At 58.2% G+C, this 26212-nt stretch carries 13 protein-coding genes and 1 pseudogene; 2 read left to right on the top strand and 12 right to left on the bottom strand.

What is annotated here, in order from left to right; translation table 11 throughout:
* Window positions 1-11: 11 nt before the first annotated feature.
* The 7 genes from FE782_RS13005 to FE782_RS12975 form a co-directional block, all read right to left on the bottom strand.
* Window positions 12-902 (bottom strand): ABC transporter permease, encoded by an 891-nt coding sequence (locus tag FE782_RS13005; protein ID WP_138194530.1) that lies wholly within the window; start codon window positions 900-902, stop codon window positions 12-14.
* A 75-nt stretch (window positions 903-977) separates the two neighbouring features.
* Window positions 978-2672 carry an extracellular solute-binding protein gene (locus FE782_RS13000; RefSeq protein WP_138194529.1) on the bottom strand — a complete coding sequence of 565 codons (1695 nt, stop codon included), beginning with the start codon at window positions 2670-2672 and terminating at the stop codon, window positions 978-980.
* A gap of 97 nt (window positions 2673-2769) precedes the next feature.
* Window positions 2770-4320: a response regulator transcription factor gene (locus tag FE782_RS12995; protein WP_138194528.1), complete on the bottom strand. Its 1551-nt coding sequence runs from the start codon at window positions 4318-4320 to the stop codon at window positions 2770-2772.
* Between the two features lie 78 nt (window positions 4321-4398).
* A complete protein-coding gene (locus FE782_RS12990) occupies window positions 4399-6846 on the bottom strand; it encodes a glycoside hydrolase family 38 N-terminal domain-containing protein (RefSeq protein WP_138194527.1) in 2448 nt (815 codons plus the stop codon).
* A 110-nt stretch (window positions 6847-6956) separates the two neighbouring features.
* Window positions 6957-7892 (bottom strand): ROK family protein, encoded by a 936-nt coding sequence (locus FE782_RS12985; protein ID WP_138194526.1) that lies wholly within the window; start codon window positions 7890-7892, stop codon window positions 6957-6959.
* A gap of 12 nt (window positions 7893-7904) precedes the next feature.
* Entirely contained in the window at window positions 7905-9656 is a 1752-nt protein-coding gene (locus FE782_RS12980) for a class I mannose-6-phosphate isomerase (protein ID WP_138194525.1), read from the bottom strand.
* Between the two features lie 113 nt (window positions 9657-9769).
* Window positions 9770-10552 carry a DeoR/GlpR family DNA-binding transcription regulator gene (locus FE782_RS12975; protein WP_138194524.1) on the bottom strand — a complete coding sequence of 261 codons (783 nt, stop codon included), beginning with the start codon at window positions 10550-10552 and terminating at the stop codon, window positions 9770-9772.
* A 445-nt stretch (window positions 10553-10997) separates the two neighbouring features.
* Between FE782_RS12975 and FE782_RS12970 the strand changes: the two are divergent.
* A pseudogene (locus FE782_RS12970) lies at window positions 10998-11153 on the top strand (WCX domain-containing protein); the annotation flags it as partial.
* Entirely contained in the window at window positions 11140-11319 is a 180-nt protein-coding gene (locus FE782_RS33180; RefSeq protein ID WP_202914527.1) for a hypothetical protein, read from the top strand. The pseudogene FE782_RS12970 and the gene FE782_RS33180, both read left to right, overlap by 14 nt.
* Window positions 11320-11879: 560 nt before the next feature.
* Here FE782_RS33180 and FE782_RS12960 read toward each other — a convergent pair.
* The 5 genes from FE782_RS12960 to FE782_RS12940 all read right to left on the bottom strand — a co-directional run bounded on the left by FE782_RS12960 (window position 11880) and on the right by FE782_RS12940 (window position 26157).
* A complete protein-coding gene (locus FE782_RS12960; RefSeq protein ID WP_138194523.1) occupies window positions 11880-13574 on the bottom strand; it encodes a DUF4091 domain-containing protein in 1695 nt (564 codons plus the stop codon).
* A gap of 24 nt (window positions 13575-13598) precedes the next feature.
* Window positions 13599-19142, bottom strand: a complete 5544-nt coding sequence (locus FE782_RS12955; protein ID WP_138194522.1) for a galactose-binding domain-containing protein — start codon at window positions 19140-19142, stop codon at window positions 13599-13601.
* Between the two features lie 164 nt (window positions 19143-19306).
* On the bottom strand, window positions 19307-20668 hold the full coding sequence (locus FE782_RS12950; RefSeq protein ID WP_158299380.1) for a serine hydrolase domain-containing protein: 1362 nt from the start codon (window positions 20666-20668) through the stop codon (window positions 19307-19309).
* A 296-nt stretch (window positions 20669-20964) separates the two neighbouring features.
* The gene (locus FE782_RS12945) at window positions 20965-21549 is read right to left on the bottom strand and encodes an SGNH/GDSL hydrolase family protein (RefSeq protein ID WP_138194520.1); all 585 of its coding nucleotides are present in this window, start codon (window positions 21547-21549) and stop codon (window positions 20965-20967) included.
* 84 nt (window positions 21550-21633) lie between these two features.
* Window positions 21634-26157, bottom strand: coding sequence for a polysaccharide lyase family 8 super-sandwich domain-containing protein (locus tag FE782_RS12940; protein ID WP_138194519.1), 4524 nt, complete (start codon window positions 26155-26157; stop codon window positions 21634-21636).
* Window positions 26158-26212 lie beyond the last annotated feature (55 nt).

The following is a 26212-nucleotide window of genomic DNA, read 5'->3' as shown; positions in this document are numbered from 1 at the left end:
CGTCACTCCCGTCAAAAGATGCGGTAATTAGCGAAGCGGGCGGCAAGGAGGTAAGAGACCGCGATCAAGACGAAGCTGACGACGGATTTCAGCAAGCCGACGGCCGTAGCCAAGCCGTACTGGATTTCCAGCAGCCCCGCGCGATACACGTACGTATCGATAATATCTCCCGTCTCGTAGACGATCGGATTATACAAGTTCAAGATTTGTTCGAACCCTGCGTTCAACACGTTCCCCAGCCCGAGCGTCGCGAGCAGGATAACCGTCGGCAGCAAGCCGGGAATCGTAATATAGAGCAGGCGTTGGAACCGGCTCGCTCCGTCGATCGCCGCCGCTTCGTATAAATTCGTGTTAATCGAAGTCAACGCGGCGATATAGATGATCGTGTTGAAGCCGAATTCCTTCCACACGTCGCTGGCGACGAGCACGACCCGAAACCAGACGTTGCTCTGCAGGAATAGAATCGGGTCTCCGCCGAAAAATTGCACGACTTGGTTGACGACGCCTTCCAAGCTGAGCAAATTAATAAGAATGCCGGATAGAATGACCCACGACATAAAATGAGGCAAATAGACGATCGTCTGCACGATCCGCTTGAACTTCGTGCTGACGACCTCATGAAGCAGCAAGGCGAAGAGGAACGGAGCGGCCATGCCGAAGACGATCTTCAGCGAAGCGATTACCATGGTATTGACGAATATCGATCGGCTGTCAGGTAAGGCGAACATGTATTCGAAGTTCTCCCAGCCGATCCACTCCGAACGGAAGATGCCGCGCGTCGGTTGAAAATCTTGAAACGCGATCACGATGCCGAACATCGGAATGACGCTGAACGCGATCAACAGCAAGATGCCGGGCATCAACATGATGTGGTAGTTCCGGATAAAGGTCTGGTTTCTCATTGCATCGCCACCCATGCGTAAGTTTGTTTCAAGAAGAAGGAAGGGGCCGCCTCGCGTGCGGGCAGCCCCTGACGATTACCGATTGTTGACGATTTCCGCGATCTCTTCGGCGACATCGTCCCCGCCGATGGATTTCCAGGTAGAGACGAACTTGTCGAACTCGTCTAACGGAGAAGTGCCGGAAATAATTTTCAGGAACGTCTCCTTCTCGAGCTTCTCCAGGTTTGCGCCTCGCTTGAGCATCGTCTCGGTATTGCCGTAGAAGATCGGCTCGATCCGATTCATTTCCTTGGCGCCGGTGACCGCGGCAGCGGTATAGAACGCCAACGAATCCGCGTACGCGACCATATCCTGCTTCGGATTTTCGTGATTTTTCAAGATCGCCTCCACGCGAGGCATAATGCGCGCCGGCAGACCGGTCGTGTCTTTGTCCTTAAGCACCTTGTCGTAGATCGGGATATCGCGGGCCAGCGCATCCTGGAAGTCCAGCTGCAGGTTCAGCGGGTAGTTCAGCCAGCCTACGCCTTGGCCTTTGTACAGCTCTTGGGCCGCGGGATCGATCAAGCGGATGCCTTCGTATTCCACGTTCAGCACTTTCAGGACCGCTTCCGGGTGTTTCGCGCCTTTCTTCACGACCAGGAACGAACCGGATGGGACGGACGGCACGAAGTTGCGCTTGCCCGCATCGTCGAGCGGTACGGCCACCGGCACCCAGTCGGCTTCCGGATTGGCCTTGACCGCGTCGGACATCGCCCAGCCGGCGAACCACGGCGCGAAGAGGATGCCTGCGCGCCCGCTCGATACGAGACCGGCGTTGTCTTCCCACTTCCGCGTCAGGAATTCCATGTCGATCAGTCCGTCGGCATACATCTGGCGCAGTACGCCGAGCGCTTCCTTGGTCTCCAGCGTCGTGGAGCCGTAGACGATATTGCCTTGGTCATCCTTGAACCAGCTCTTCGGGTACGAATGGTATGCGTTGAAGATCGGGTCGAACGTGAAGAATCCGCCGTCGCCGACGATGCTCGGATCCCCGAGCAGACCGACCGTATCTTTCGTACCGTTGCCGTCAGGGTCCTGCTCGACGAACGCTTGGATAATGCCCTTCACATCGTCTACCGTCTTCGGCAGCTGAAGATTCAGCTTGTTCAGCCAGTCTTGGCGAATCCACAGCAGCTGGAAGTTCCCGTCGATATTCGTATTCGGGAGCGCATACAGCTTTCCGTCGATTCTTCCGGTGTTGAGCGCGCGGTCCCCGGAATACGAATCGTAGTACTCCTTGATCAACGGAGAAGCGTAGTTCTCGTACACTTCGGTGAGGTCCTCCAGCATATCGGCTTTCGCCAGCTGATGGAACTGCTGTTCGTTGACGATCATCACGTCGGGAATGCTGTTGCTGGCGATCGCGAGCGTAACCTTCTGATTGTATGCGTCCAGATCCTCGACGGAGAATTCGTACTTGATGTCGACGTTGAGCCGCTCCTCAACGTACCGGAGGTACTCGTTATCCTCCAGCGTGTCCCCGTCGGGCAAGTTGTTGCCGGATACGCCTTGCCGTCCCAGCGTAATCGTGACGGTGTCCTCATACGCGGCGAACGGCCCGTCCTCGACGGCGGCATCAGCCGGCTGCTGTGCATTGTCCGTCGTCTCTGTCGCTGTCTCCGGCGTCTCTGTCGTCGCACCGGACGATGAACCGTCGTTCGCGCCGCTGCAAGCCGTCATGCCGAGGAGCGCCGCAGCGCTGAGCAAGACAAGCCATTTTTTTCTGTTCATGACCCAACCTCCAGTGATTGAACTTGTTTACGTGTTCATCATACCAGTCCGATGGAAACGCCTTCTATCTCACATATTTTTGATTTGAATCGTTTTTTTACGGATTTTTATCTCTGAATTTCGCCGGCGTGACGCCGTAATGCTGACGGAAGGACTGGATAAAATAGTTCGAATTTCGGTACCCCAACCTTTTGCATATATCGACGATCTTCATGTTCGTGTCTCTGAGCAGCGTCACGGCTTTGTCCATGCGGACCTGGGTAATGTACCGAATCAAACTTTGCCCGGTTTCCTTCTTGAACAGGTAGCTTAAATAGCTAGGCGTTAAATACACCTGCTCCGCAATCCCTTCGAGGGAGAGATCCTGATCGTAATGTTCCTCGACCATCTGTTTGATTCCCTCGATGATTTTATTCGTAGATTCGCCCTTCCCCTTCGATTCGGCGCCGGATTCGAAGAGATCGAACATGTCGAACATCAAATCTTTCAAATCGTGCAGGGAAGGCGATCGGGTAATTTTGTCCAAATAATCGTTAATGACGCTCAAGTTGTTCCTGTGTTCTTTGCCCACCGCTTTGCTCATAATTTCCGAACATAAAAATTTGGTGTACAGCGAGGAGAATTGCCCTTTCGTCTTCAAGTAAGAGAACAGCAGCTCGACCCCGTACTTCGCGCCCCGCATGTCACCGTAGTCCAGGCATTGGTAAATTTTGTCCGCGATCGACTGCAATTCGACCTCGTCGACGGCCGCTCCGGCGAACTGCTCGCCGTCGAACAAAATCGCGTCGTCATTCATAAAAAACGTAAATTCCAGCAAGCGCTCGATGCCGCAGTAGGCGTTATGCACGCCTTCCCATCCGTCGGCCGCGGCGCCGACGATCAGTCTCACTTGCTGTTCGTACCGTTCCGCGGTGCCGGAGGCGATCGTCTCGGCCAGCGATCGGAGCATCTCCTTCGGCAGCGGAACGGAGCTGCGGACGAACAAGAGGCTCTGATTTTCGTTCACGTTCAAATAGTCGAACGGGAGGGGGATGCGTTCGCCGAGCATCGCGTAGAAATCGTCGTTATGCATATCGAAGAACGGACGCGGACACTCCGCCAGCAAGAGATGGATCCATTCCCGTTCCGGGGCGTCGCCCTCTTGCAGAGAGACCGCGGAGGGCTTGTTCGGCTTGGTCCCGTTGATCGCGTCCAGCAGCATCTTTTCCCTCTCGTAGACCATGCCTCGCCGGTAGCCTTCGAGCAGCTCGCGCTCGCGAGCTTTGTCGGCCTCCTTCTCCAGGCAAGCATCCATCGCCCGATGGACCGCCGCCAGGAATTCAGGCACCTGGATCGGCTTCAGCAAGTAATTCGAGACATTGGTGCGCATCGCTCTCCTTGCGTATTCGAATTCGTTGAAGGCGCTGTAAATAATAAGCTCGATGTCCGGTTTCTCCTCCCGGATTTTTTCCGACAATTCCAGACCGTCCATGAACGGCATCTTAATATCCGTGATGACGATATCCACCGGCTCGCTTCGCACGATCTCGAGCGCAGCCTCTCCGTTTTCGGCCAGGATAGGTTCCAGCTCCAGCTCCAACTTGCGGATCAGATTGCGAATGCCTTCCCGTTCGATTCGCTCGTCGTCGACGATCAGAATGCGTTGCATCGAATCGCTCCTTCCTCTCGCACAAGCACAAAAAGGGCTTCTCTGCAGAGAGATATCGCCCTTCTTATGCTTGTCGGACTATTTGCTTCTGAATGCTACCGTCCCCGCGTTGACGCTGTGGTTCGCGCGTACGGCCTGCTCTGCCGTACAGAATCGCTCGCCCCATTGAAGGGTGTAGCGGAATTCGTAGAAACCGCCTAACGTCGCCTTGAAGTTCGTCTCCCAATAGTTGGTCAGCACCCAGGCGTACAACGATTTGCGTTCTTCTTGCGGGGCCTGGCCCTGGACTCTTCTCTCGCCGAATTCCAACGGCCCGGTCTGCATCAGCGGGGTATCCGGCGTGGCGAGAGCCAGTCCGCCGGTCGGCGCAACCAACGCCAGCCCTTCTTGAATGCAGTAGAAGTCGGTCAATGTGCCCGGGATTTGATCGATTCCCGGCCGGATCGCCGCCCCTGCCTTCTCGAGCCACAGCTCGCCGTTGTCCTCCCGGAGGAAAGGCAAGGATACGTATACGTTCTCGGGTTCCCAGACGCTAGTCTTGTGCATGCGGACGGATACGTCGACCCGGGGCTGATCTTTGTACACCTTCAGGAAGAGCGAGTAGTGACTCATACCTTCCACTTGATACGTGAGCTCCACGATACCATACAATGCGCCGTTCGTAATGGCTTTTACGCCGCTGAGTCGGCCGAAGTCGCGCTGGACGTTCATCCCTTTGCGGTTTCTGCCCATGATTCTTCTGACGGTCGTCTGATCGCCGTGCTCGCCCTTGGTCACTTCGTAGACCGGCGTGAAGGCGCCGCAGGCCTGTTCGGAATCGATAAGTTCCTTGCCTGTCCGTTTATTGACCCACGAGACGATCCCCGCTCCGCGCTGCCAAGCGATGCGCACGTCGGCGGACTCGATGCTGTTTTCCGTGATCATGATCCGATCCGGATCCTGTGCCAGCGGGAGGAGATCCCGAACGTCTTGAATCCGGTCGTTGCCGATCAAGCGCGTGCTGCTGGTGGTGCGTCCCGCTGCGCGAGCCGCTGCGCTGCGGATCGCGTACCGCTTCTCTTCCCGCGCGCCCAGCTTGGCCATAATGGCGATCTGGTAGCCTCGGCTCACCTTCTCCTGTTGGTGGGGGACGACCTCCCCGGTTTGTTCGTCAACGACCTCTAAGCCATTCCGGAAGTAATCCGCTTCCCACTGCTCTTCCAGATAGAAGAAGGCGAGATCTTCCACAGGGTAGTCGAACGAATTGACGACCGTGTACGTGAACGCCCGGTTCGCCCGCAGCAGCGCATCACCTTGGGTACGCAGCACCTTATCCAGCGAGCGGTACGCCAGACGGCTCGCATTGGCGGCGTATGCCTCCTTGCGAACCCCCAATTCCTGCACCATCGGATGCCACGGCTCGGAGATCGAGGAATGATACCCCCAGGTGTGCTCGGCGTACATGATTAATTGCTGCTCGGCTTCCTTCATCTCGTTCGCTTGGACGCTCTTGCCTTCCGGGTCGAGCCGCTTGACGACGGACAGCGTGCGCTGCGCATTGCGGAAAATTTGCGTATGCATCGCCGTCGAGGCTACGCCGTCGGACCACCAATCGGGCCAGTCGCCGCGGTACACCGGGATCTCCGCGTCTTGCTGCTTCACGAGGTCGAAATAACGGTTCAGCGTGGTCATCTCGAGCTCGACGCGGTCCCCGTGCTTGGCGTTCCATTCGCGAACGAAGCTCGCGATCCGTCCGTTCGGAGCCGCGTTATCCCGCAGCAGCCCCATGACGTTGACCAATACGAAATCGTACGGATAGCCTTCCTTGTCCAGCTGCTCGAGATAACGCGAGACTCTCGTCTCCGCGAGCTTCCAGTGGTCTTCGGCAATGCCCCAGACCGGCGTCTCGTCCCGGATCGTATAGGACAACGTGCCGTCCGGATTGAGCCCCAAGTCGTTGCCCATCATATAATGTTCGCCGCTCCATACGAGCAGACGCTTGCCGTTCGGCGCCTCCCAGTAAAACGGAAATTGCTTGCGGCCGATGGCGAACATGCCGTGATGGGTATGGATGCAGCTCAGCAAGTGCTCGATGCCGGCATCGGCCAACGCCTCTGCGTATCCCCAGCTGTAGCCGTTAATGTCCGCGGTCATCGCCGATCTGACGCGAAGTCCGTAAGGCTCTGCGAATTTCCCGGCTCTCGCGACCATCTCGGCAAGCAGCTCGTATTGGATGAGCTCCGTCATGTTCAAGTACGTGCCCGACAGCTCGATATCGCCTCTGTGCAGGGCGGCGACGAACCGTTCCTTTTCTGCGTCGGACGCTTCCTCCAGAAACTTCTCGACGGCCCAGAACGTCTCGCAGGTCCACTTGAAGCCCTTCCACTCCGGACGTTCTCCCTTATGCGAGGCTTCGCAGATGTCCACCGCTTGCCTGATGAAGTCGACGTGGTATTGCTCGATCTTTTCCTGTCTTTCCGTGTAACCGATATCGGTGTGAGAGTGATGAATCACATAAATTTTCCACTTTTTTCTGCCGGTTTGCATGGACTCTTCTCCCTTAATGTGAGATGTTCACTTCTATACTTTCGACAGTATAGCGTCAGGGAGAATGGATCGGTAGACTATATTTTTGCGATTCGTATCGGTTTTTTTCGTTATTGGACGGTCTTATTTATAAGCCCGTACACGCCAAGAAGCGTACTGGACAACGTATCTCGACTGACCCGGATATCGGCATGCAAACCGGCCGTCGCCGCCGCCTCCCGGAAGGCGGGCACGAATAGATGCGCGCTCTTGGAGATCTGTCCGCCGAGCGCGATGCGATCGGGCCGGAAGCGGAGCAACGAAGGGAGGAGAACGTCCGCCATCCGCCGCCCGAATCGCTCGAACAACAGCAGCGCCTCCTCGTCGCCCGCGTCCGCCAGACTTGCCAGCTCCCGAACGTCCAGATGCTCCGCATTCGAACCGAGCCCGGCGGCCAGCTGCAGGATGCCTCTGCGGGAGATATAGTCATCCGCGATCCCATCCTGGTAAGGTACGGTATAAAGCCAACCCTCGGCAGGCACGTCGTCGCGATGCTTCACGAGTCGTCCGCGCTCCAGAAAGCAAGAGCCCAGCCCCGTTCCGATCGTCAAGCAGACGGCGCGATCCGCGCCTTCCGCCGCGCCGCCGGGTCCTGTCTCGCCCAGGCCGAACAACGCCGCGTCGTTCTCGAAGGCGATGCGAAAGCGCGGCGTAAGCCGCCCGCCCGTTCGCTCGTCCGCGCGCAGCGCTTCCTGGAGAAGTCGACCGACGGGCAAGCCGTACAGCGAGTCGAACTTGCCCAAGCCGCGGATGCGGCTGACGCCTTCCTCGTAATCGAACGGTCCGGGGAAAGCGACCCCCAAGCCGTCCGCCGCGGCATCCGGCCCGGCCTTGTCGAGAATATCCGCGAAGATGTCTACGAAGCGGGCGATCATCGGCCCGGCAGCCAGACCGGCCCGAGTTTCGTAGTGACCGACGGTCCCTTCCGCGATTCTCCCGTCCGCTAAAGCGGCGGCTTTAATTTCCGTCCCTCCGACATCGAACGCCACGATCAAAGACGATGTCATGCGTCTCGCCTCCTACGCCCTAACATAAGCCTTGATCGTCCCTACCGTCTTGCCCTCGCTCGGTCCGCTCGGTCGAATCGTGTAAGAGGTTACGGAAGCCGGCACGATGAACGTCTCGGCATAACGGACGACGAACGGCTCGAACGCCCCGTCCGGGCTTTCGACGGTCGCTTCTTCGCCTTCGATCAGATTGAGCATGTGGACGCTGCCGTTCTGCGTGTGCACGACGGGTTCGGAGAACCAATGCCGTCTCGTCTCGATGAACTCAAGCTCGTGCAATCCCGTCCGCTCTTCCTTCCAGCCCGCTCCTTCCCCGATCGGCTCGATGCGGTTCGCGCACTCCGCCTCGATCCATGGCGACGTCCGATCCCAGCGAATCACCTGCTCGCCATGCTCCAGATGCACGGGGCGGGGCTTGCCGTCGAGTCCCAACCGATCCCAGTCCCATAGTTTGAAGGTGAAAATGTACGGCGTGGCGCTGATCTCCAGCACCATACAGCCTGGCGCGGAACAATGCACCGTTCCGGCGGGAATGAGAAAGTGGTCGTGCTTGGCCGCCGGGTACGTATTGATATACTTTTCCGCCGGGAACGAATATCCGCCTTCCTGCGCCTTGCGCAGATCCGTCATCATCTCTTCGGGAGAGACGTTCTCCTGAAGTCCAAGGTACACTTGCGCCCCCGGAACGGCATCCAGAATGTAGTAGCTCTCATCCTGCGTATAGTGCATGCCGAAGCGATCGCGGATATACTCCGTCGTCGGATGGACTTGCAGGCTTAGAGGCTGACCGCCGATCGTGTCCAGGAAGTCGAACCGGATCGGGAACTCCGCGCCGAACCGCGCGTATACCTTCTCGCCGAGCAACTGGATCGATCGGAAGAACACCAGATTGATCGCCGGCAGCTCCAGACGAACCGGGCCGTACTGAAAGTATAAACTGTTCTCCTCCGGCACGCCGTCGAATCCCCAGGCATACGGATGTTCGCGCTTGGGCAGATCGATCCGCTCCTCCAGCCACGTGCCCCCCCATACGCCGGGATCGAAATAAGGAACCAACCGGAACGGCCGGCTAGCCGCTTGGGCCATTCCATCGAACAGCGCCTGACGGGTGACCATCTTGGGCGAATCCTTAACGTTCGTATCCAGATAGTAGTCGATTTCGCCGAGCCGCTTCTTCTTCAGCCGGTCCGCCATGCGCCATTCGAAGAAGAATCCCCGCTTGTACAAGCGCAGGATATCATCCTCGCGACGTCCCGCGCGCCAATTGCCGAGTTCTTTGGAGCGATAGCGTTGCTGAATCTCCCAGCGCGCCAGATCGGCATAGAGGAATAGGTCTCCCCGAGCGATCAGCGAAGCGCCGAAACCGACCGCAAGCACGATGCCGTCCCCCGCCGCATCGATCCGGCTTCGCAATACGTCGATCCGCTCCGGATCATAGAACTCTTCGATCTGGAACGGCGCCATATAACCGAAGACGCGGTCATCCGTGAGATAACGTTCGACTTTGCGATCGACTTCATCGGGAGCCAGCGCCGCTTCCTCGGCTTGAACGATCGTTACCGATTCGAGCGACTGCCGGCATCCCGCTATGATTTCCTCCTGCCGAACGCCGGGGTAACATTCTAGAACGACCACGGTTTTTTTCTTCCCCAGACGCTTGACCGCGGCGGCGAGCTCGCGGCCGATCGCTTCGTACCCCTCCCAGGCCTCATCTTCCCGTCCTCGAATGGCGACAATGGGTTCTTTATCATAGCGAGATGACATAACAGTGCAACTCCTTTGTGTTTGTTTATCACAAGATAACATAAACTAACACAAATGAACATACCCATCGTCAATATATACCACCAATGATTCGGAAACAGATGCCGCGGCCTCTATACGATGTGCAGCTCCACGCCGCTCTCCTCAATGCGTTCCCGATCTTCTTGTTGTAAGCCGCTGTCCGTTACGAAAACATGGATGTCCGCCAAGGTCGCAACCGGCGAGAAGTAACGCTTGCCGATTTTAGAGGAGTCGAGCAGCATCACGACCTTATTCGCGGAGCGGATCATGTTTTTTTTGACTTGCGTATCCATTAGATTCGGGTCTGTAAACCCCGTCTCTGGCGTGTAGCCGAGCGCTGACAAAAATAGCGTGTCCGCATGATAGCGGGAGAAGAACTCTTCCGCCACCGAACCGACGAACGTGCCGGATATGTCCCTCAGCATGCCTCCGCAGCTAATGATTGCCCGCTTGTCGGTTGCGTAGGGGCGGAACCGACTCAGCGTATCGATGCCGTTCGTAAGCAGCGTCAACTGTTCCAGATGGCCCAGCCGTTCGGCCATGCGCGATACCGTCGTACCGTTCTCCAGCACGACGGTGTCTCCGCTGCGCACAAACTTCTGCGCGGCATATGCGGCCAACCGATCCTTGACGTCCCGGTTGATGGCTTGTTTGGCCGTCATCTCCGGTTCGTCCTGGCCGATCTCCTGCTCCGGCTTCAGGTAGACGGCCCCGCCATGGGAACGACGGATCCGATTTTCTTGCTCCAGCTCGTTCAAATCGCGACGAACCGTCATCTCGGAGACGCCGAATCGGTCGCTCAACTCTTTCAATGTGGCAGCGCCTCTATCGGCCAGGTAGGCGATTAACGCTTGTTTCCTTTGTAATGGCAACATCGCGGCACCTCGTCTTTTTTCCCATTCTAACACAAACGAACATTGCTGGCATATCCGCGATGACCTTGTAGAAGGTTGGCGAGTGCATAAGACGGGTCGACTGGAACCCTATTAACGACTTCCTCCAGGCTGCCCGCCTGCGTCTCCCAAAGCGCAAGGCTCCTCGCGGCGTCCCCGAACATGCCGGCAGCCAACTTTCGAATTCGTCCATCGTCTTGACACTCGGAACGCTGAAAATTCGGAGGACGTGTGGCCGAACAACACCGGGGTCATTCACCCGAAATTAAAAAAGCGATTCGGCTTACGATACAAACGCAAACCCTTCGCTTTCCTCAGGTTAAAGGCTCAGATTTCTAGCACGACTAACGACATCGGAGGCAGCGTAACGTTCAGCCGATCCTGTTTTCGAACGAAATCCCTAAACGTTCTAGGGGCGACTGCGGCGTCACTCCTGTATGAAATTACCGTCAACGGAACGACCGAAATCCGGCCGTGGCTGCGGAGCTTCGGCTCCAGCTGCGAAGTGCTCGAGCCTCGTCGCCTCCACAACGACATGATCGCCGAATGGAAGGAGATTCAGGCGTACTATGCGTCTGTTTGAAAAGATCTTCAACCATCAGTTCGTCTCCCGCCTGGAAGACTCCGGCATGTTCATGGTCACCTCGATGGAGCGGGCATGGCTCAAGACGATGCTTGCACCCCGCGGCGGCCGATGCGTTCACGGCGGATACGTTATCGAAGCTGCGAACGATGCTCGAGGGCGATGAAGCGATGGACGTGTCGGTTCACTTGATCGAGAAAGCGCGCAGCCTTGAGAAGCAGGTGTACCTCCCGCTTCTTCGCACATTGCGTCGGCTCATCCTGCGGAAGAGCGGGATTCGGATTACCTACAAAGTGAAAGGCGGCCGGATCAACGCCGACCATTCCGGGCTCCCGTACCGGTTGGAGTATTCTATGGTCAAGCGGGAGTGGTACTTGCTTTGGCGCCGCGCACGCTTTGCCCGCCAACTGCACCGCCGTGCAGCACTTTCTGCACCAAGGCGGTGCAATTTTTGCACCATCGCGGTGCACTTGATCCACCACGCCACCACGCCGCGCACGCTTTGCCCGCCAACTGCACCGCCGTGCAGCACTTTCTGCACCAAGGCGGTGCAATTTTTACACCATCGCGGTGCACTTGATCCACCACGCCACCACGCCACCACGCCGCGCATGCTTTGCTTACCGGATACTCCTTTGGTCATTAATTGCAAAAAAACCTTTCCGCTTGTTGGCGGAAAGGTTTTTACACCGATACATCTAAATAATGTTTCGCCGCCCCCGCCGCTTAACCGACGCCGACCAAAGCTGCCTGGATCGCCGAGTTGACCGACGCCCTAAGCCGTAGCAGCCAGGCTGCATCCCTTGGATAACGGTAAAAGGTAAGCGACTCCTCGAGCCCGTCCTCGATCAGCTCCATCACCCGCTCGCGCCCGACGAGACTCTCGAGCAGCTGCAGCGCCCGAAGATCCTGCATCGCCTCGTTCAGCACCTCCAGCCGGATCGACTCGACCGGTCCCTCCGCGCCGGGGTACACGAGGAACGCGTCGCCCGATGGGAAGGCGCAGCCCGCATCCGTCACGCGGTACGGGTCGATCGCCCGAAGCGAATATTGCGTATTCCAGAAGTTGTAGCCCCAATGCAGGAATCCGGCCATCTGGAACTTATACAGCTGGATTCCGAGTATGCGATTGCGGGCTGACGACATGTTGAAGAATCGATTCGATTCTCCAAGACGATACTGCGCGCAGGCATAGTACGTCCACAGCTCCGGAATGCCCCGCTCCAAGAACGGCTCGATGTGATTGTTGGCCGGGATCGGACGCTTGACCAGTCCTTGCTCGTAATATTCGAGATTCGAAAGCGCGTCGATGATCGGGAATTCCCCCAAGTACGACTGCATAAGCTCGCTTGCACTGCGGTACCACGGCAAATGCTCGAGGAACGGTTCATCCGAGACGTGAAAGTAGCTGCGCTTCTCGAGGCCATGCTCCCGAATGTAGGCCGTAAGCGCGGGAAGGAACTGACCGAGGAACGTCTTGTAAGCTTCCCCGGTCGCATCGGTTTCCCAGCCGAAAATCCGCTTGACCTCCCGTTTCTCCTCCGCCATGATTTTCGGCGCGTGCTTCGCCCCCCATTGGGTGAACAGGTGGGAGAATTCGAAGTAACGCACCCCGACCCGGTCGCAGAGCTCGATCCAGCGCCCCAGCCGCTCGAAGCCGAACGTATAGGAATCGCCTTCCTTCTTCACGTCCACGAGCTGGACGGTGGGACGCTCCCCGCCTTCTTGGGTATCCAGCGGAGGCGTGAACACCGGCGTAAGCACCATGTTCATCCCGTGCCGAACCGCCGTCTTCAAATAATGCTCGATGAGCCCCCAATGGGCCTCGCTAAACACTTCCACCCCGTAGTAGTTCGCCAAGCAATCGCTATGGAACCATTCGGTGTGGATCAGCGTCTGCGGGGGCAGGGCGGCCTCCAGCACTTCCAGCTCGAAGCATTCTTCCGCATGCCGCTCCCCGGCGGCGTCCGAGAACCGGACGACGATGGGGTGAACGCCCGCCGGCGCGTCGTCGTCCAGCTCTACCGTCACCCAAATCGAACGCCATTGATAGTGAATGCCCGTAACCGTGCCCGGGAACGCGCCGATGCTTGCGTCCGGGCCTTCGATCGGGAACAGCGGGTCGGGATACAGACCCGCTGTCGTCCGAAGCACGTACTCGTCATGGGCGCGTTGACACGGCAGCTCCGACGGTACCAGGCCGACGACCCGCAGCGCGATCGATTCGCTCAGCGGCGATTCTACGCTCACCGTAATCAATCTGGTCTGCGCAGCCGCGCGGTAGGCGACCTGGAACGCGTAGGTTTCCCCCCGCAGCGCGGAGCCCCGATGAAAGGGCTCGGCGCTTAATTCCTCGTCGGCAAATACCTTCTCCAAGGAACTGAGACATCTTGTGATCAACCAGTCGTCTTGCTTCTCCATGCGAGATGCTCCTTCCCCTTGCGCTTACGTCCACGCCTCGATCAAAAACTCGGCGTCGGCCTGAAGCGCCGCTTTGGCCGCTGCGCCGATGTGAGCTTCAAGCGCAGGGTTCGACATATGCTTGATGAAGTCTTCTAGATGTTTTGCCGCCTGCTCCGGTCTCCCCTGATCCATGTGATGCCGGGCCTGATCGAGGTTGTTCCCCAGTTGAGCGGACAACGGGCCGGTTAGCTCGCCGTCTTGCCGATAGCGGTCCATCAGCGCGTTCATGGAATCCAGGCTCGTCGTCACGGTGAAGGCGAACGACGTCTCCAACGTATTCCCGGCGGCATCTACCAAGAAGACTGCCGCCGTATGGCTGCCCGGCTTGCCGACCATATCGATCTCCGCTGTAGGCGCAAGCGGGTCGATCGCGACTTGGGTTCCGTAGACCGACAGCGTGACGGAGGCGAGACCGGACCCATCGTCCCAAGCGGCAAAGCCAAGCGGCAGCAAATCCTCGAAGCTATCTCCCTCCGACAGGATGCGACCGCCTGCGGTCAACTGGAACGTCGGGGCCATCTTGTCGATCCGTACGACGATCGACTTCGCCGACTCCACGTTGCCGGCTTTGTCGGAAGATCGGTACCATACTTCGTGAACTCCTTCATCGCTCAGCAGGATCGGCTGGGTGTACCGCGCCCATGCGCCGTCCGCCCCGAGCCGAACCTGCGTCTCCTCTACGCCCGACAGGCTGTCGGTCGCCGCAAGCGTGACCGTCGCATCCGTGCGGTGCCAGCCGTTCGTCGGCTCCCCTTCGACCGTTGCGGTAGTAGCGGGAGCCGTCTCGTCGATCGGCACGCCCCACGCTTCCACTTCCACATAGTGATGCGAGGCGTTCCGGCTGCTCCCGTTCGTCCAGAGCTTAATATACCTTGCGGTCGTAGGCTCGAACTCGATCGTCTTGCCGTCCGCGGACTCGGCGTACTCGTCGTCGGCGCCCGCGCCTTGGCCGGACGAATTGTCTGTATCGTTATTGAATACCGTCGTGTGCGTCGCAAAGCTCGGATCGCTCGACAGCTGCACGACGACGTCGCGATACGTTCGGCCATCAGCGAAATAGTGCCACAGCTTAATCGTGTCGAGGCTGTAGCTCTGGCCCAGATCGATGCGAACCCACTGCGGACCTTCCGCATCCATACCCGTATAGGCCGTGGCCGCTTTGTCCCCGTCGGTCAATCGTACCGGGTTGATCGGCTTGCTGCTGGCAATATCCGTCTTCCCGAGCGCCTGATTCGCGTACCCCGGCGGCTTCGGTTGGACGATCGGCGCGCCCCACGCCTCCACCTCGACGTAATGATGCGAGGCGTTCTTATCGCTCCCGTTCGTCCAGAGCCGCACGTACCGAGCGCTAACAGGCGAAAACTCGATCGTCTTGCCGTCCGCCGTTTCCGCGTATTCATCGTGGCTTCCCGCGCCTAATCCAACCGTATTGTCCTTATCGTTATTGAATACGGTCGTTGCGGTCGCGAAGGTCGGATCGTTCGACACCTGCGCGATGACGTCGCGGTATTTCCGGCCGTCCGCGAAATAGTGCCACAGCTTAATCGCGTCGAGGCTGTAGCTTTGGCCGAGGTCGATTTGTACCCACTGCGGCCCGGGCGCTTCCATGCCCGTGTAGTTCGTTTTGTCCCCGTCGGTCAGCCGTACCGCATTGATCGGCGCGCTGCTCGTAATTTGCGTACGGTTCTGCGCCTGGTTCGCATACCCCGGCGGCTTCGGCGCGGCGAGCGGCGATCCGTATACTTCCACCTCGACGTAATGATGCGAGGCGTTCTTATTGCTCCCGTTCGTCCATAACCTCACATACCTGGCGTCCACGGGTTCGAACTCGATTTTCTTGCCATCCGCCGTCTCGACGTATTCGTCGTGGGTTCCGGTGCCTTGACCGGCCGAATTGTCCTTATCGTTATTGAACACCGTCGTGAAATTCGCGAAGGTCGGGTCATCCGACACCTGCGCGATGACGTCGCGATACACTCGGTTGTCGGCATAATAGTGCCACAGCTTGATCGCGTCGAGCTTGTAGCTTGCGCCCAAGTCGATGACCACCCATTGTGGGCCCGGCACATCGATATTCGCGAAAGTGTTGAAGTCGCCGTCCGTCAATCGCGCCGTATTGAGCGGCAAGCTGCTCGTAATCGACGTCCGGCCCGCTGCCACGTTCTTATACCCCGGAGGCTTCGGCGGCGGCGGATCCGTCGGGTCGGTCGGGTCGGTCGGATCTGTCGGCGGCAGCGTCGTAATCGGGCCCATCGTGACCGCTAGATCGGAGATGACCGCCTTCGCCGGCGGCTTATCCTTGCCCGTATACATGCCGATGCCCGCCAAGAACGTGTTGCCGGTAAACTCTACAGTCGTCTTCCCCATGTACATCCACGTCTGATTCTTGTAGTAATACCCGGCGACGGTATTGCCCTGCTTTACCAGCTTCAGCTTGAAAGGCGCAATCATGCTCTTGCCGGCATAATCCATGAGCAGGCCCGACTGCGACCCCCAATACTTCTGTTGGGCGGGCGGCTTCTGCGCGTCCAAGATACTCTCTTCATTCCGGAAAACGTACCGCATCACCTGTCCGTTCCCGTCCAGGCGGAAATGCACATGCTTGGAATCGGCCGTATCCCGATCCCGGATCATTAGTCCGATCGAAGCCGGATCGGCCGCGCTGAACGAATCGATCGTCGCCGTCAGCGTCACCTCCGGATTCTCTGGATCCACCTCGAAGCTCTTGCTCAAATACACGAAGTCGTCCGAAGCGTTCCAGACGTTCTCGCCCATGCCGACTAGCGTTAGCTCGGAACCGTCGACGGTCGCGAATCCGCGGCTAGTCGGGCCGTAATGCCGAACCGACCAGTCTGTGCCCACCGGCGGCGGAACGTCCGGGAATACCGTAACGACGGCCGTCGTCGCTCTCGTGATGCCGTCCATCGTCACCTTCGCCGTGACGATGACCTGACCTTCGGAGAGCGCCGTGAACGACGCCGCGGCGCCGGTCGCCCCGTCGAACCGCAAGACGCTCTCGTCGCTGGACGCGAATTCCAAGCTCGCGGCCGAGAAGTCGGCAACGGCTCCGTTGCGCAGCTTGCCGTTCAACGTCAGCGTCGCCTGCTCGCCTTCCGTATAAATCAAGGTCGGCGACGTAAGCTGCACCGTATCCAGCAGCGTCTGGCTGACGCCCGGATCGAACGGCGTCGCCTCGTACACCCCGATGTCGTCCGCGTACGAGAACCCGGTCGCCGGGCTGCCTTGAACGATTTGCACCAATGCGGTTGTGTCCGTAGCTCCCGTCCGGAACGTAAGCGTCTTACGGACATACTCCGTTTCGTTCGCGGTAAGGGTCATTTCCGCCCCGCCGTAATCTTTAACGCTCAAGGAGACGGTATGGTTGGGATCGTTATACATCCAACCCGTAAGCACATAATCGGTATTCGGCTTCAAGCCCTCAATGAGCTGCTCTACGCCGCCGCCGCCCGCGAGCTGCAGCTTGGACTGAAAGCCTCGCTTGCTGGCGGCCGAGCCCGAATTCGACACCTGCAGGATCGATGCCGAGCCCGTCGACCGCACCGTCCAATACGAATCCACGCCCCAGCCGAAGCCGCTGTTCCGAACTTTGTTCATATACGGCGTCTCGATCGGAGTCAATGCCGCGACGGGCGGATTCGCGAAATTATGGCCCGCCGTCCAATCCGCGCCGCCGAATTCGTACGCGCCGACGTCCGGCGCCGCGCCGACATACCCGTCCGTAATGCCCGGAATGACCGCGCCCGAATTGATCGCCGTCGAGCCCTCCGTCAGTCGGTAATTATGCGCGGAGGGATCTGCGAAGCCCACACCCGCCTCCGTCAGCGTGTTGTACCCGCTGGCCGTATCGGCCGTCAAAGACACTCGATCGGTGAAGATGTTGTTGAACACCCTTGTCCCGTAGAGTTCCTTGTCATAAGGGGCCGTGCCCCAGTAGCCGATGCCGCCGAGGTTGTCTGCGACCGTGTTGTTGTAGATCAGGTGGTAATTGCCCGGCGTGTTCAGCTGAATGCCGACGTCATTTTCGAAAATTACATTGTGATGCACGACAGAGTTCTGCGTGAAGTTATCGAAGTAAAGACCGACGCTCATGTCGGTGCCTTGGCTGTCGTGAATCCAGTTATGGTGAATTTCGGTGTTGCCCATGTCGGTGCCCCAGCTGTAAATCTGGGCGCCGTCCCGCGACAGCCACATGCCGTTGTAGATGTCGTTGTACGCGATCTCCCCGTTGCCCATTCGCCAATACAGGATAAATCGGCCCGAATCGTGGAGCGAGTTGTGGCTGATCAGGTTGTCGTCGCCGCTCGACAGCTTGACCAGAGGATCGTAAGCCGCCATATAGCTTCCGTCATGGATGTCGTTGTTCACCAAGCGGTTATGGCTGCCGTCCAGATTGACCAGCGTACCGGTCGAATAAGCGATCGTGCTGTTCTTAATTTCGTTATAAGTGCCGGCTACATTGATCCCTCCGGTGAGCTGGTGGGGAATGGACGTGCCCTGCGAATAATTGGAAAAGTAAGGGTAGAGCACCTTCAAGCCGTCCAACACGTTGTGATGGGCGTTGTTCATCGGAATGTTGGCCGCGAACACCTGGAGTCCGGAAAGATGAATGTATGACTTGTCGTTCAGATTAAACGCGGTATGCCGCTTCTTCACCTCGACGTTCGACGGTACCCCGCCGTCCGGCGCCCACAGATACACTTTCTTCGCCGCCGCGTCCACATACCATTCGTGAGGAGCGTCCAACTCGCCGAGAATGCCCATGAGGTAATACGTGCTGCCGGCCTTGGGCCACATATAATCGTAATTCCCCGCCTGGGCTTCATACGTCAGCGTATGGGTCGCGCTGTTAAAGCCCGTCACCTTGCTGGTCTTGCCGACATACGCGTCGCCGCCCCGCTCCCAGATCGTGGCGCCCTTCCAGTAATCGTTAGGCTGCGTCAGATCGGGATCCGTAAGCGTGATCGCCGAACCGGCCGACGCGACGCCTACCCCCTGCTGCAACGCCGGCAAGCTGTACTCGCTAATATTCGGCCATCGCGCCTCCCACAGCGGAGTGACGTCGGCGCCGTCGACGACGAACAGTTGGTTCTCGTGCCCGAGGCTCCACGGGAGATCGGCCGCATAGACGTTGCCGTCGTGCTGCTGCCAGCCGCCGATCGGCTCGGAGCCGCTTACAATTACGGTCGCTCCCGGAGCCGCTTGGAACGTGATCGGCTTGTCGGCCGAGCCGCTCCTCGCCGGCGTGACCGTCTCCCGGTATGTACCCGACGCGATCAAGCACGTATCCCCGGGCAACACCGCTTCCGCGCACTTCTGGATCGTGCGGAACGGAGCTTCGGACGTGCCCGGATTGGCGTCGTCCCCATCCGGCGATACGTGGTACACCGCCGCGGCGGCCGCCGTCTCCGCGCTCGCCGGCGTCGCGGGCAGCAGCCCGGCCAGCAGCGCCAGAACGGTCGACAGCGCCAGACCGAAGCGCAAGGTCCTCCGCTTCTTGAACATCATACATCCCTCCTCTTATTGGGTTCACCCCCCTTTCAAAATATACGGAGACCAAAAACAATAAAAGTGCAAGATCTGCACTTTTATCGCCTCCGAGGCTGATCGATTCATACTTTTATGAACGAAGACCCCATGCATCTTCTCGCATGAGGTCTTCGTCCGTTCGTTTAAGCCAGCACGCCGCCGGCGAAGCCCGAGTATTCGTCCAGGAACCACTCGGCCGCCTTCAGCATATGAACCGATATTTTATCGTCTATGAAGGAAAAGGTCATTTTCGCCGTGCCCAGGTAGTCATCGGTAATGTATACGAGCAGGTTCAGTTTATGCTCCTCTACCCAAGCTCCGGATACGAGGCATGTATAACCTTCGCCCTTCGCCGTTCCGATGCGTTCGCCGAAGTACTTCGTCTCCGGGAAGGTCCCCTCTTTCTGTTTCCCGATCCCGAAGTCGAGCCGGTGCAAGCCCGATTCATTTTCGTATTCCCAGCGTCCTTCGTCGCCTTCGAACGTGAACCGCAGCCGCGAGATGTTCATGGGATTTTCGTGTAACCGGTACCATTTCCCGTTAATTTTCTCGGCATAGGAAGAGGTTAGGCCACCCTGCTGCGGAATGATATGTAAGCTGTCGATCTTGCGTTCAAGCGCCTTCCTTGCGGCATCGTCGGCAGGCAGCGGCCCGTCGTGGAGGTTCGCCAAGAGCTCTTCCCGCAACGCATTTCGAATAAGAATCGGTGCGATGTGCCCCATCATCTGGGTGTCCGAGGTACAAGCAAACACCAGCTCCCGATCCGGATATACGATGGCGAATTGAGAGCCCATCCCGCGGAAGGAGAACCCGCGATCCTCCTCGCACCAGATTTGGTAGCCGTAACCGATATCTCCGGACAGCGAGTTATCGATTTGCTTCGAAGTCGCCTCGCGGATATACGCCTCCGAAATCAGCTGCTTTCCGTTCCAACGCCCGTCATTCATGCATACATACGCCAATTTCGCCGTATCCCTCAACGTGCACATCACCCCGGAGCCGCCCCATGACGTGCCTTCCGGCGTTCGAATGCACCAAGCCTCCTTGGAAAAACCGACGGGATCCAGCAGCTTGTCGCGCATATACGTAAGGAATGGAACTCCGCTGATTCGTTCGACGATCGTCGTCAGCACCACGGTACCGGCCGTGTCATAGAAGAACACGGAACCCGGCGGGTGGGAAGGCTCCTTCCGGAAGAAGGTATCGGCAAAATCGCGATCCTGCCGCGAATAAGAAACAGCGGAATGCGGCCCTGCCATCATCAGAAGGTCTCGTACCGTCGTTTGCGCTACATAAGGATGGAGATGATCAGGAACCTTATCTTCGAAGAACGCCGCAACCCGATCCTCCAGCCTCAGCTTCCCTTCATCGACCAGCAACCCGATCGCCAAGGAGACGAACGATTTGCTGATCGAGTACATCCGATGCATGCGATCGCGGGAAAACGGAGCCCAATACCCTTCCGCGGCGATTCGGCCTTTGCGCAATACCAAAAAGCCATGCATGTTGATGCCTTCTCTTTCGATTCTCTCGATAAAACGCAAAATAGCCGAAGACGAAATTCCTAGGCTTTCCGGTACCGCCGGCGTAAACAACTCCGTTTCATTCCTGTTCATATTTCACTCCCCCATAAATAAACATCTATGCCAGTTCATTTTCCGCTTGAATCATCATATCACGAATCGTTCTTTGGTCGGTTATCGGCAGCGAAAAAAGCCCTCGAGTATCAAGGGCTGAAAGCATACGGGATAACTCGTGCACGCCTCGCTCGCGACGTATGCTGCGGCTGCTGACGGCCTTTCTACAGCTTTTCCAGGATCAGTTTTGCCGCTTGCTCGGCGCAAAGCTTATATCCTTCTTCGGTGAGGTGGAGGCTGTCTTCGCACTTGTAATAGTTTTTGTCTTGCAGCATCAGCGCATATAAATCATTCACTGTTATATTCTCTTCGGCTGCTAATCTTTTGGCCGCTTCATTATATTGGACAACCCAGTCATTGCTATATTTAATATTTACACCTGTCCCTGTGTTATCCGGAGAGGAGCCGCTATGCAGCACTGGGGTAGTTGTCGCGAATATAATCGCCGCGTCGTTCCGTCGAATCTCTCCAATAATTCTCTTTAGAAAATGGATATATTCATCGATCGGATGCACCGCTTCCGCCATGGGCGGCTCAATGTTCATATCCCAATATCCGTTATTCCAGTGTACCACATCGAATTTGCCATACTTTCTGAAAAGCTGGTTGGCCTGCCAGAGCGTATACGCCGCAAAACGGCCGTTGTCTGTATCGTCATAATAAACCTTGCATTTATCTTTCAAAATATCCCTGACGTATTCGTCATATCCCATACGAATGGAATCGCCCAATAAAAGCACCTTTTTCATATAACCGGCCTCCACTTCATATCATGTCGCACAAACATCTGGAAGACCTTCTGAATAACCCGGAGCGCCCGTCCAGGCAAACTGCTATTTTTTCCACTGCTCGATGAGGGCGATCGCATCCGAGGACAATACCGACTTCGCGCCCGGATCGACATGCCCCGAAAGCGCCTCGTTGTTCAGATGTTGGATGAAATCATGCATATGCTTGGCGGCTTGGTCCGCGTGTCCTTGCTCCAGCTGGCGGGCGGCTTGATCCAAGCGGTTGTTCAGCTGCGCAAGCAGCGGTCCCGCGACGCCGAGCCGGTCCAGCAGCCGCCGCATCGATTCGACGTCGGTCGCGACGTACACGATGAACTCCGCTTGGCTCGTATGACCGGCGCGGTCGGCGATCGTCACGCGAATCGCATGCTCCCCCAATCGTCCGGCCCAATCCAGCGGCCCCTCATACGCCGTACATTCGCCATCCCCGTAACAAGTCTCGATCGTTCGCCGCTCCACGCCGGACGCTGCGTCGTCCGCCTGTACGTCGAGAGCGATCGGATCGCCGTCCGGGAACGAAAGACCGCCGACGAGCGGTTGACTCCCGTAGGTCGCAGTCGTAACCGTGACGCCGAACGACGGCTTCGTCTTATCCAACTTGACGGTCAATTCCCGCTTCTCTTCGACATTGCCCGCGCGATCCACGCTATAATAGGAGATCGTATGCGTCCCTTCCGAAGCGATCGTCACTTGATTTCCTTGCTCCTCGGGACCGCCGTCGACGGAATAGTACGTGCGCTCCGCCCCCGACCGATCGTCCGCCGCCTGCAGCGTAACCGTCGCGTCGGACACGTACCAGCCGTTCGTTCCTTCCGTCCCTTCTACGACCGCTTCGGTGCTCGGCGGCGTCTCGTCGGGCGGCAGGATGCGCTCGAATTTCAACGCATCGACGACGACATACCCGTCCGTCACCGCGTTGGAGATCGTCACCTTCTCCGTCGGACCGCCTAGAAATTCGAAATCCCCTAACTCGTTCCACTTGCCTCCGTTGATCCTCTCGTTCACCCGAATCGCGGGCTCCTGGATTCCGGCATGATCGATCGTCACCGGCACCGCGGCGGATCGGTTGGCGTGCGTTGTCCACCACATCGATACCTTATAGGTTCCTGCAGGCAAGTCGGGAACGAACTCGACGCGCTTCGTCCCGCGGCCTAACGCTTTATCGTGAATAAAACCCGCGCCGTACGTTTCGGCGGTCGGTACGCCGGCGAACCATTCGCCGATCTTCGCGACCCCTTCGTCGGCATCGTCCATGATTTTGACCGTTGTCGGCGTCGCGACGACTTCGGCGGCGTTCGGGCTTTCCCCGGACGTCAGCCGTGCCCTCACCGTCACATAATACGGAGTTCCGATCGTCAGCCCCTTGATCGTAAAGCTCGTTGCGATTCCCGCATCCGCCGTATTCGAATACATGCCGCTGGCCGTACCGTATTGGACCGTATACCCCGTCGCGCCGTCGACAGGCATCCAACGCAAGGCGACGGACTCCAGGCCCGGCTCGGCGCTCACGATTTCCGGAACCGTGACGATCGTGCGTTCGAACTTCACGGCGTCGGCGACGACGTACCCGTTCGCGCCGGCGTTCGAGATTTCGACCCCTTCCGCGCTTCCGCCCGTAAATTCGTGCACGCCTAGGTCCTTCCATTGGCCGCCGTCGACTCTCTGATCCACGGCAACGGTATTCGTCCCTCCGGCATGGCGAACCGAGATCGGCACCGTACTGGATCGATTCGCGTTCGCGACCCACCAGACCGACACTTTGTACGTTCCGGCCGGAAGCTCCGGGGTGAACGTGACGCTCTTCGTTCCGCGGCCCGCGTTGTCGTCGTGCAAATAATCGGGGCCGTATTTGCTGTCTTTCGTACTGCTTACCCAGTCGCCGATGACCGTCACGCCGGAAGCATCCGCGTTATCCATTACCTTGGAGTACATCGGAACCGCCGTTCGTTCGCCCGCATTCGCGCTTTCTCCCAGGCTGTTGTAAGCGGACACCGTGAAATAATAAAGCTGCCCGTCCGTTAAGCCTTGCATTTTATAACTCGTTACCGGCCCTGCATCCACGGTTTCGGTATAATTCCCGCTGCTGATCCCGTACTTGATTAGATATCCCGACGCTTGGGCCACGCCGTTCCACGATAACATGACCTCTCCGGCGTCGGCCGCCGCGGCTTCCAATCCGTCCGGCGTTCCCGGCGGGGACGTGACGGGCGCCAACCGGAAGCTTGCGCGGAACGTCTTCCCTTCGGATGCAGCGGTATGGACCGTCATTCGGATCGTCGGGCTCAGCTGCGTCACCGTCACTCCCGGCTCCAAGCCGTTGACGGCTGTCGCCGAACGTTCGATTTCGATTTGGATCGTTCCCGTATTTTTCTGGGAAGGATCGGACACGGATACCGCGAGCTCGTCGTCCGTCTCATGCGTCATGACGGCGGCCCGCTTGTCGCTCGTGACGCCTCCCACCGTCTTCGGTGCATCGTTCCAAAATTGAATGCCCGTGATATTCAGGCCGTTCTCTCTGACCGCCTGCGCCTCGGGCGAATTTTCCAGAATCGTAATTTCGGGAGCCGACGCATACGCCTCTACTTGCGCCGCCGTCTTGCCCGGCAATAACACATATTCGTACGTTTCGTTCGCCGGATCGATTCCGTGATCGAACCATAACGTCATATACGGACGCGCGATCGGGTCCGTCGGCGCCGTATTCCTGCCGTCGATCTCGCTCCACGAGCCCGTCCGCAGCTCGCGAAGACCGTTCAGCGCCGCGCCGCCGGGAAAATAATAGCCGATATCCGAGCCCGGAATCGAGCCTGTAAGGTGCATCGTCCGCACGTCGGTCATCGCCGCCTGCCAGCCGATCGCGGTCGGCTGCGCCGCACCGTTCACGGTCAGCGGTTCGTTCCCGGCGCCCGCCAGCTTCCGATTATCGATCGTCGTCTCGATCGTTCGTCCGTCGGCGCTCGTAATCCCCGCGCCGAGCGCCACGATCTCGTCGTCGAAGGCGAACCACGCCTTCTTCGCCGTCATGCTGCTCGATTGCGCCTTCACCTTCATCGCCGATGTTCCATACAACCCTAGCATATCCGCGCCTCCGGCTTCCCGTTGGCTGTCTCGGTACCCGTTGCCGCTGCCGTCCGCTCGGCGCTGCGTATCCACCGTCGTTCCCGGCAGCCGATACGGATCGACCGTCGGCCAGAAGTCGTCGGTATACTGAGAGATATCCGAATTGTACAAATACGTCATCCCCTCGCCCGTATACCACCCGCGCCGGTTTTCTCCGTTAATTGTTTCGTGCGTGGCGATCCGATCCGAGGACATGCTCAGACCGAACGTATAGTTCGGACGAATCTGCACCGCGCGGTCCATGCCCGCGTATTGCTTGTACAAGCTTGGCGGCGTCCTCGGCTCGACGTCGGGGTCGTCCACGATGTCCATCGCCCACACGATGGAAGGGATGGACGCATGCTCGAAATAATCGCGGTACGTATCCTGTACGATCCACCCCTTCGCCATGCTGCGGAAGGCGGCCGCATCCGCCGTAGGGGCGAACTTCGACACGTACATGACGGCGCTAATGATCCCGTGTCCGGAAACATGATCCGTCGAATAGTACCGCGAAATTTCCCGGCCCCGCGTCATATCCATCATGAGGCCCTTATACATCAGCGGCTCGAAGGAATCGTAAACCCACCGGACGATATGGTCCTGATTCGGATCCGTAACTTCCCATGGCGATTCCTCCAACCAATACACCATCCTGGAGACGTCGAGCAGCAGCGCGCGGCCGTACCCGCCGTTATACGCCAACGTTCCGTGCTGGATGAAGGAACCGTCCTCGTAAAAACCGTCCCCGTTCGTGACATACAAAAATACTTCGCTTAACCCGTCTCGAGCCGCCGCAAGCTGCGGGCCGTTCTTCGTGACGGCGCCCGTAAGGCCGACGATCGCGGAGATCCAGACGCGGTTCGCGCCGGTATACTGATTGATCTTGCCCGCGTTCGTAAATTTCTTCACGGCATTCGCATAGTCGGCGATTCGCCCGGCGTCGAGGTCGTCGTACATGTACACCATGATATTGAGAAGCTGTTGAGGGACGCCGATTTGCCAATCCCACCAATTCCCGGTTTGCGCAAAATTTTCGTTGTATGCGTTATCGTATAACCAGTCCAATGCATCGATAATATCGTCCTTGAGCGCCGCGTTTCCTTCGAGCGCCGATCCCTTCGTGACGTAGGCTAACGCCATTCCCTTCAGCCAGCCATAAGTGCTCGTCTTCTCGGCGCTCGCCGACTTCACGTTCCTCGCGCCGCTCCAGAGGTAAGCGCGGTCCGTCCCCTTCTCCATCGTATCCCAGTACGCTTGCGCTTCGGCGGTAATGCCGGCGATCCGATCGGCGATATGCGGCTCCGTCTCGTCGTAGCTCGTTCCGCCCGTCTGCAGCTCCTTCCACTTGATCCGCAGGCGGTCGAAGTCGTCCGGCGCATTCGCCGATGCGCGCGGCGCGACGGCGCCGTTGCCGAATGTCGCGAGCAAAACAACGATCAATGCGGAAAGCAATCCTCGCTTCATCATGTCATCCCTCCATTTTGTATACGCTTTCAACAGTGGTTTAGGAAGCCTTCGATCG

Origin of the sequence: Paenibacillus antri, assembly GCF_005765165.1 — a bacterium.
Lineage (GTDB): Bacteria > Bacillota > Bacilli > Paenibacillales > YIM-B00363 > Paenibacillus_AE > Paenibacillus_AE antri.
This window is presented reverse-complemented; position numbering and strand designations above follow the sequence as displayed.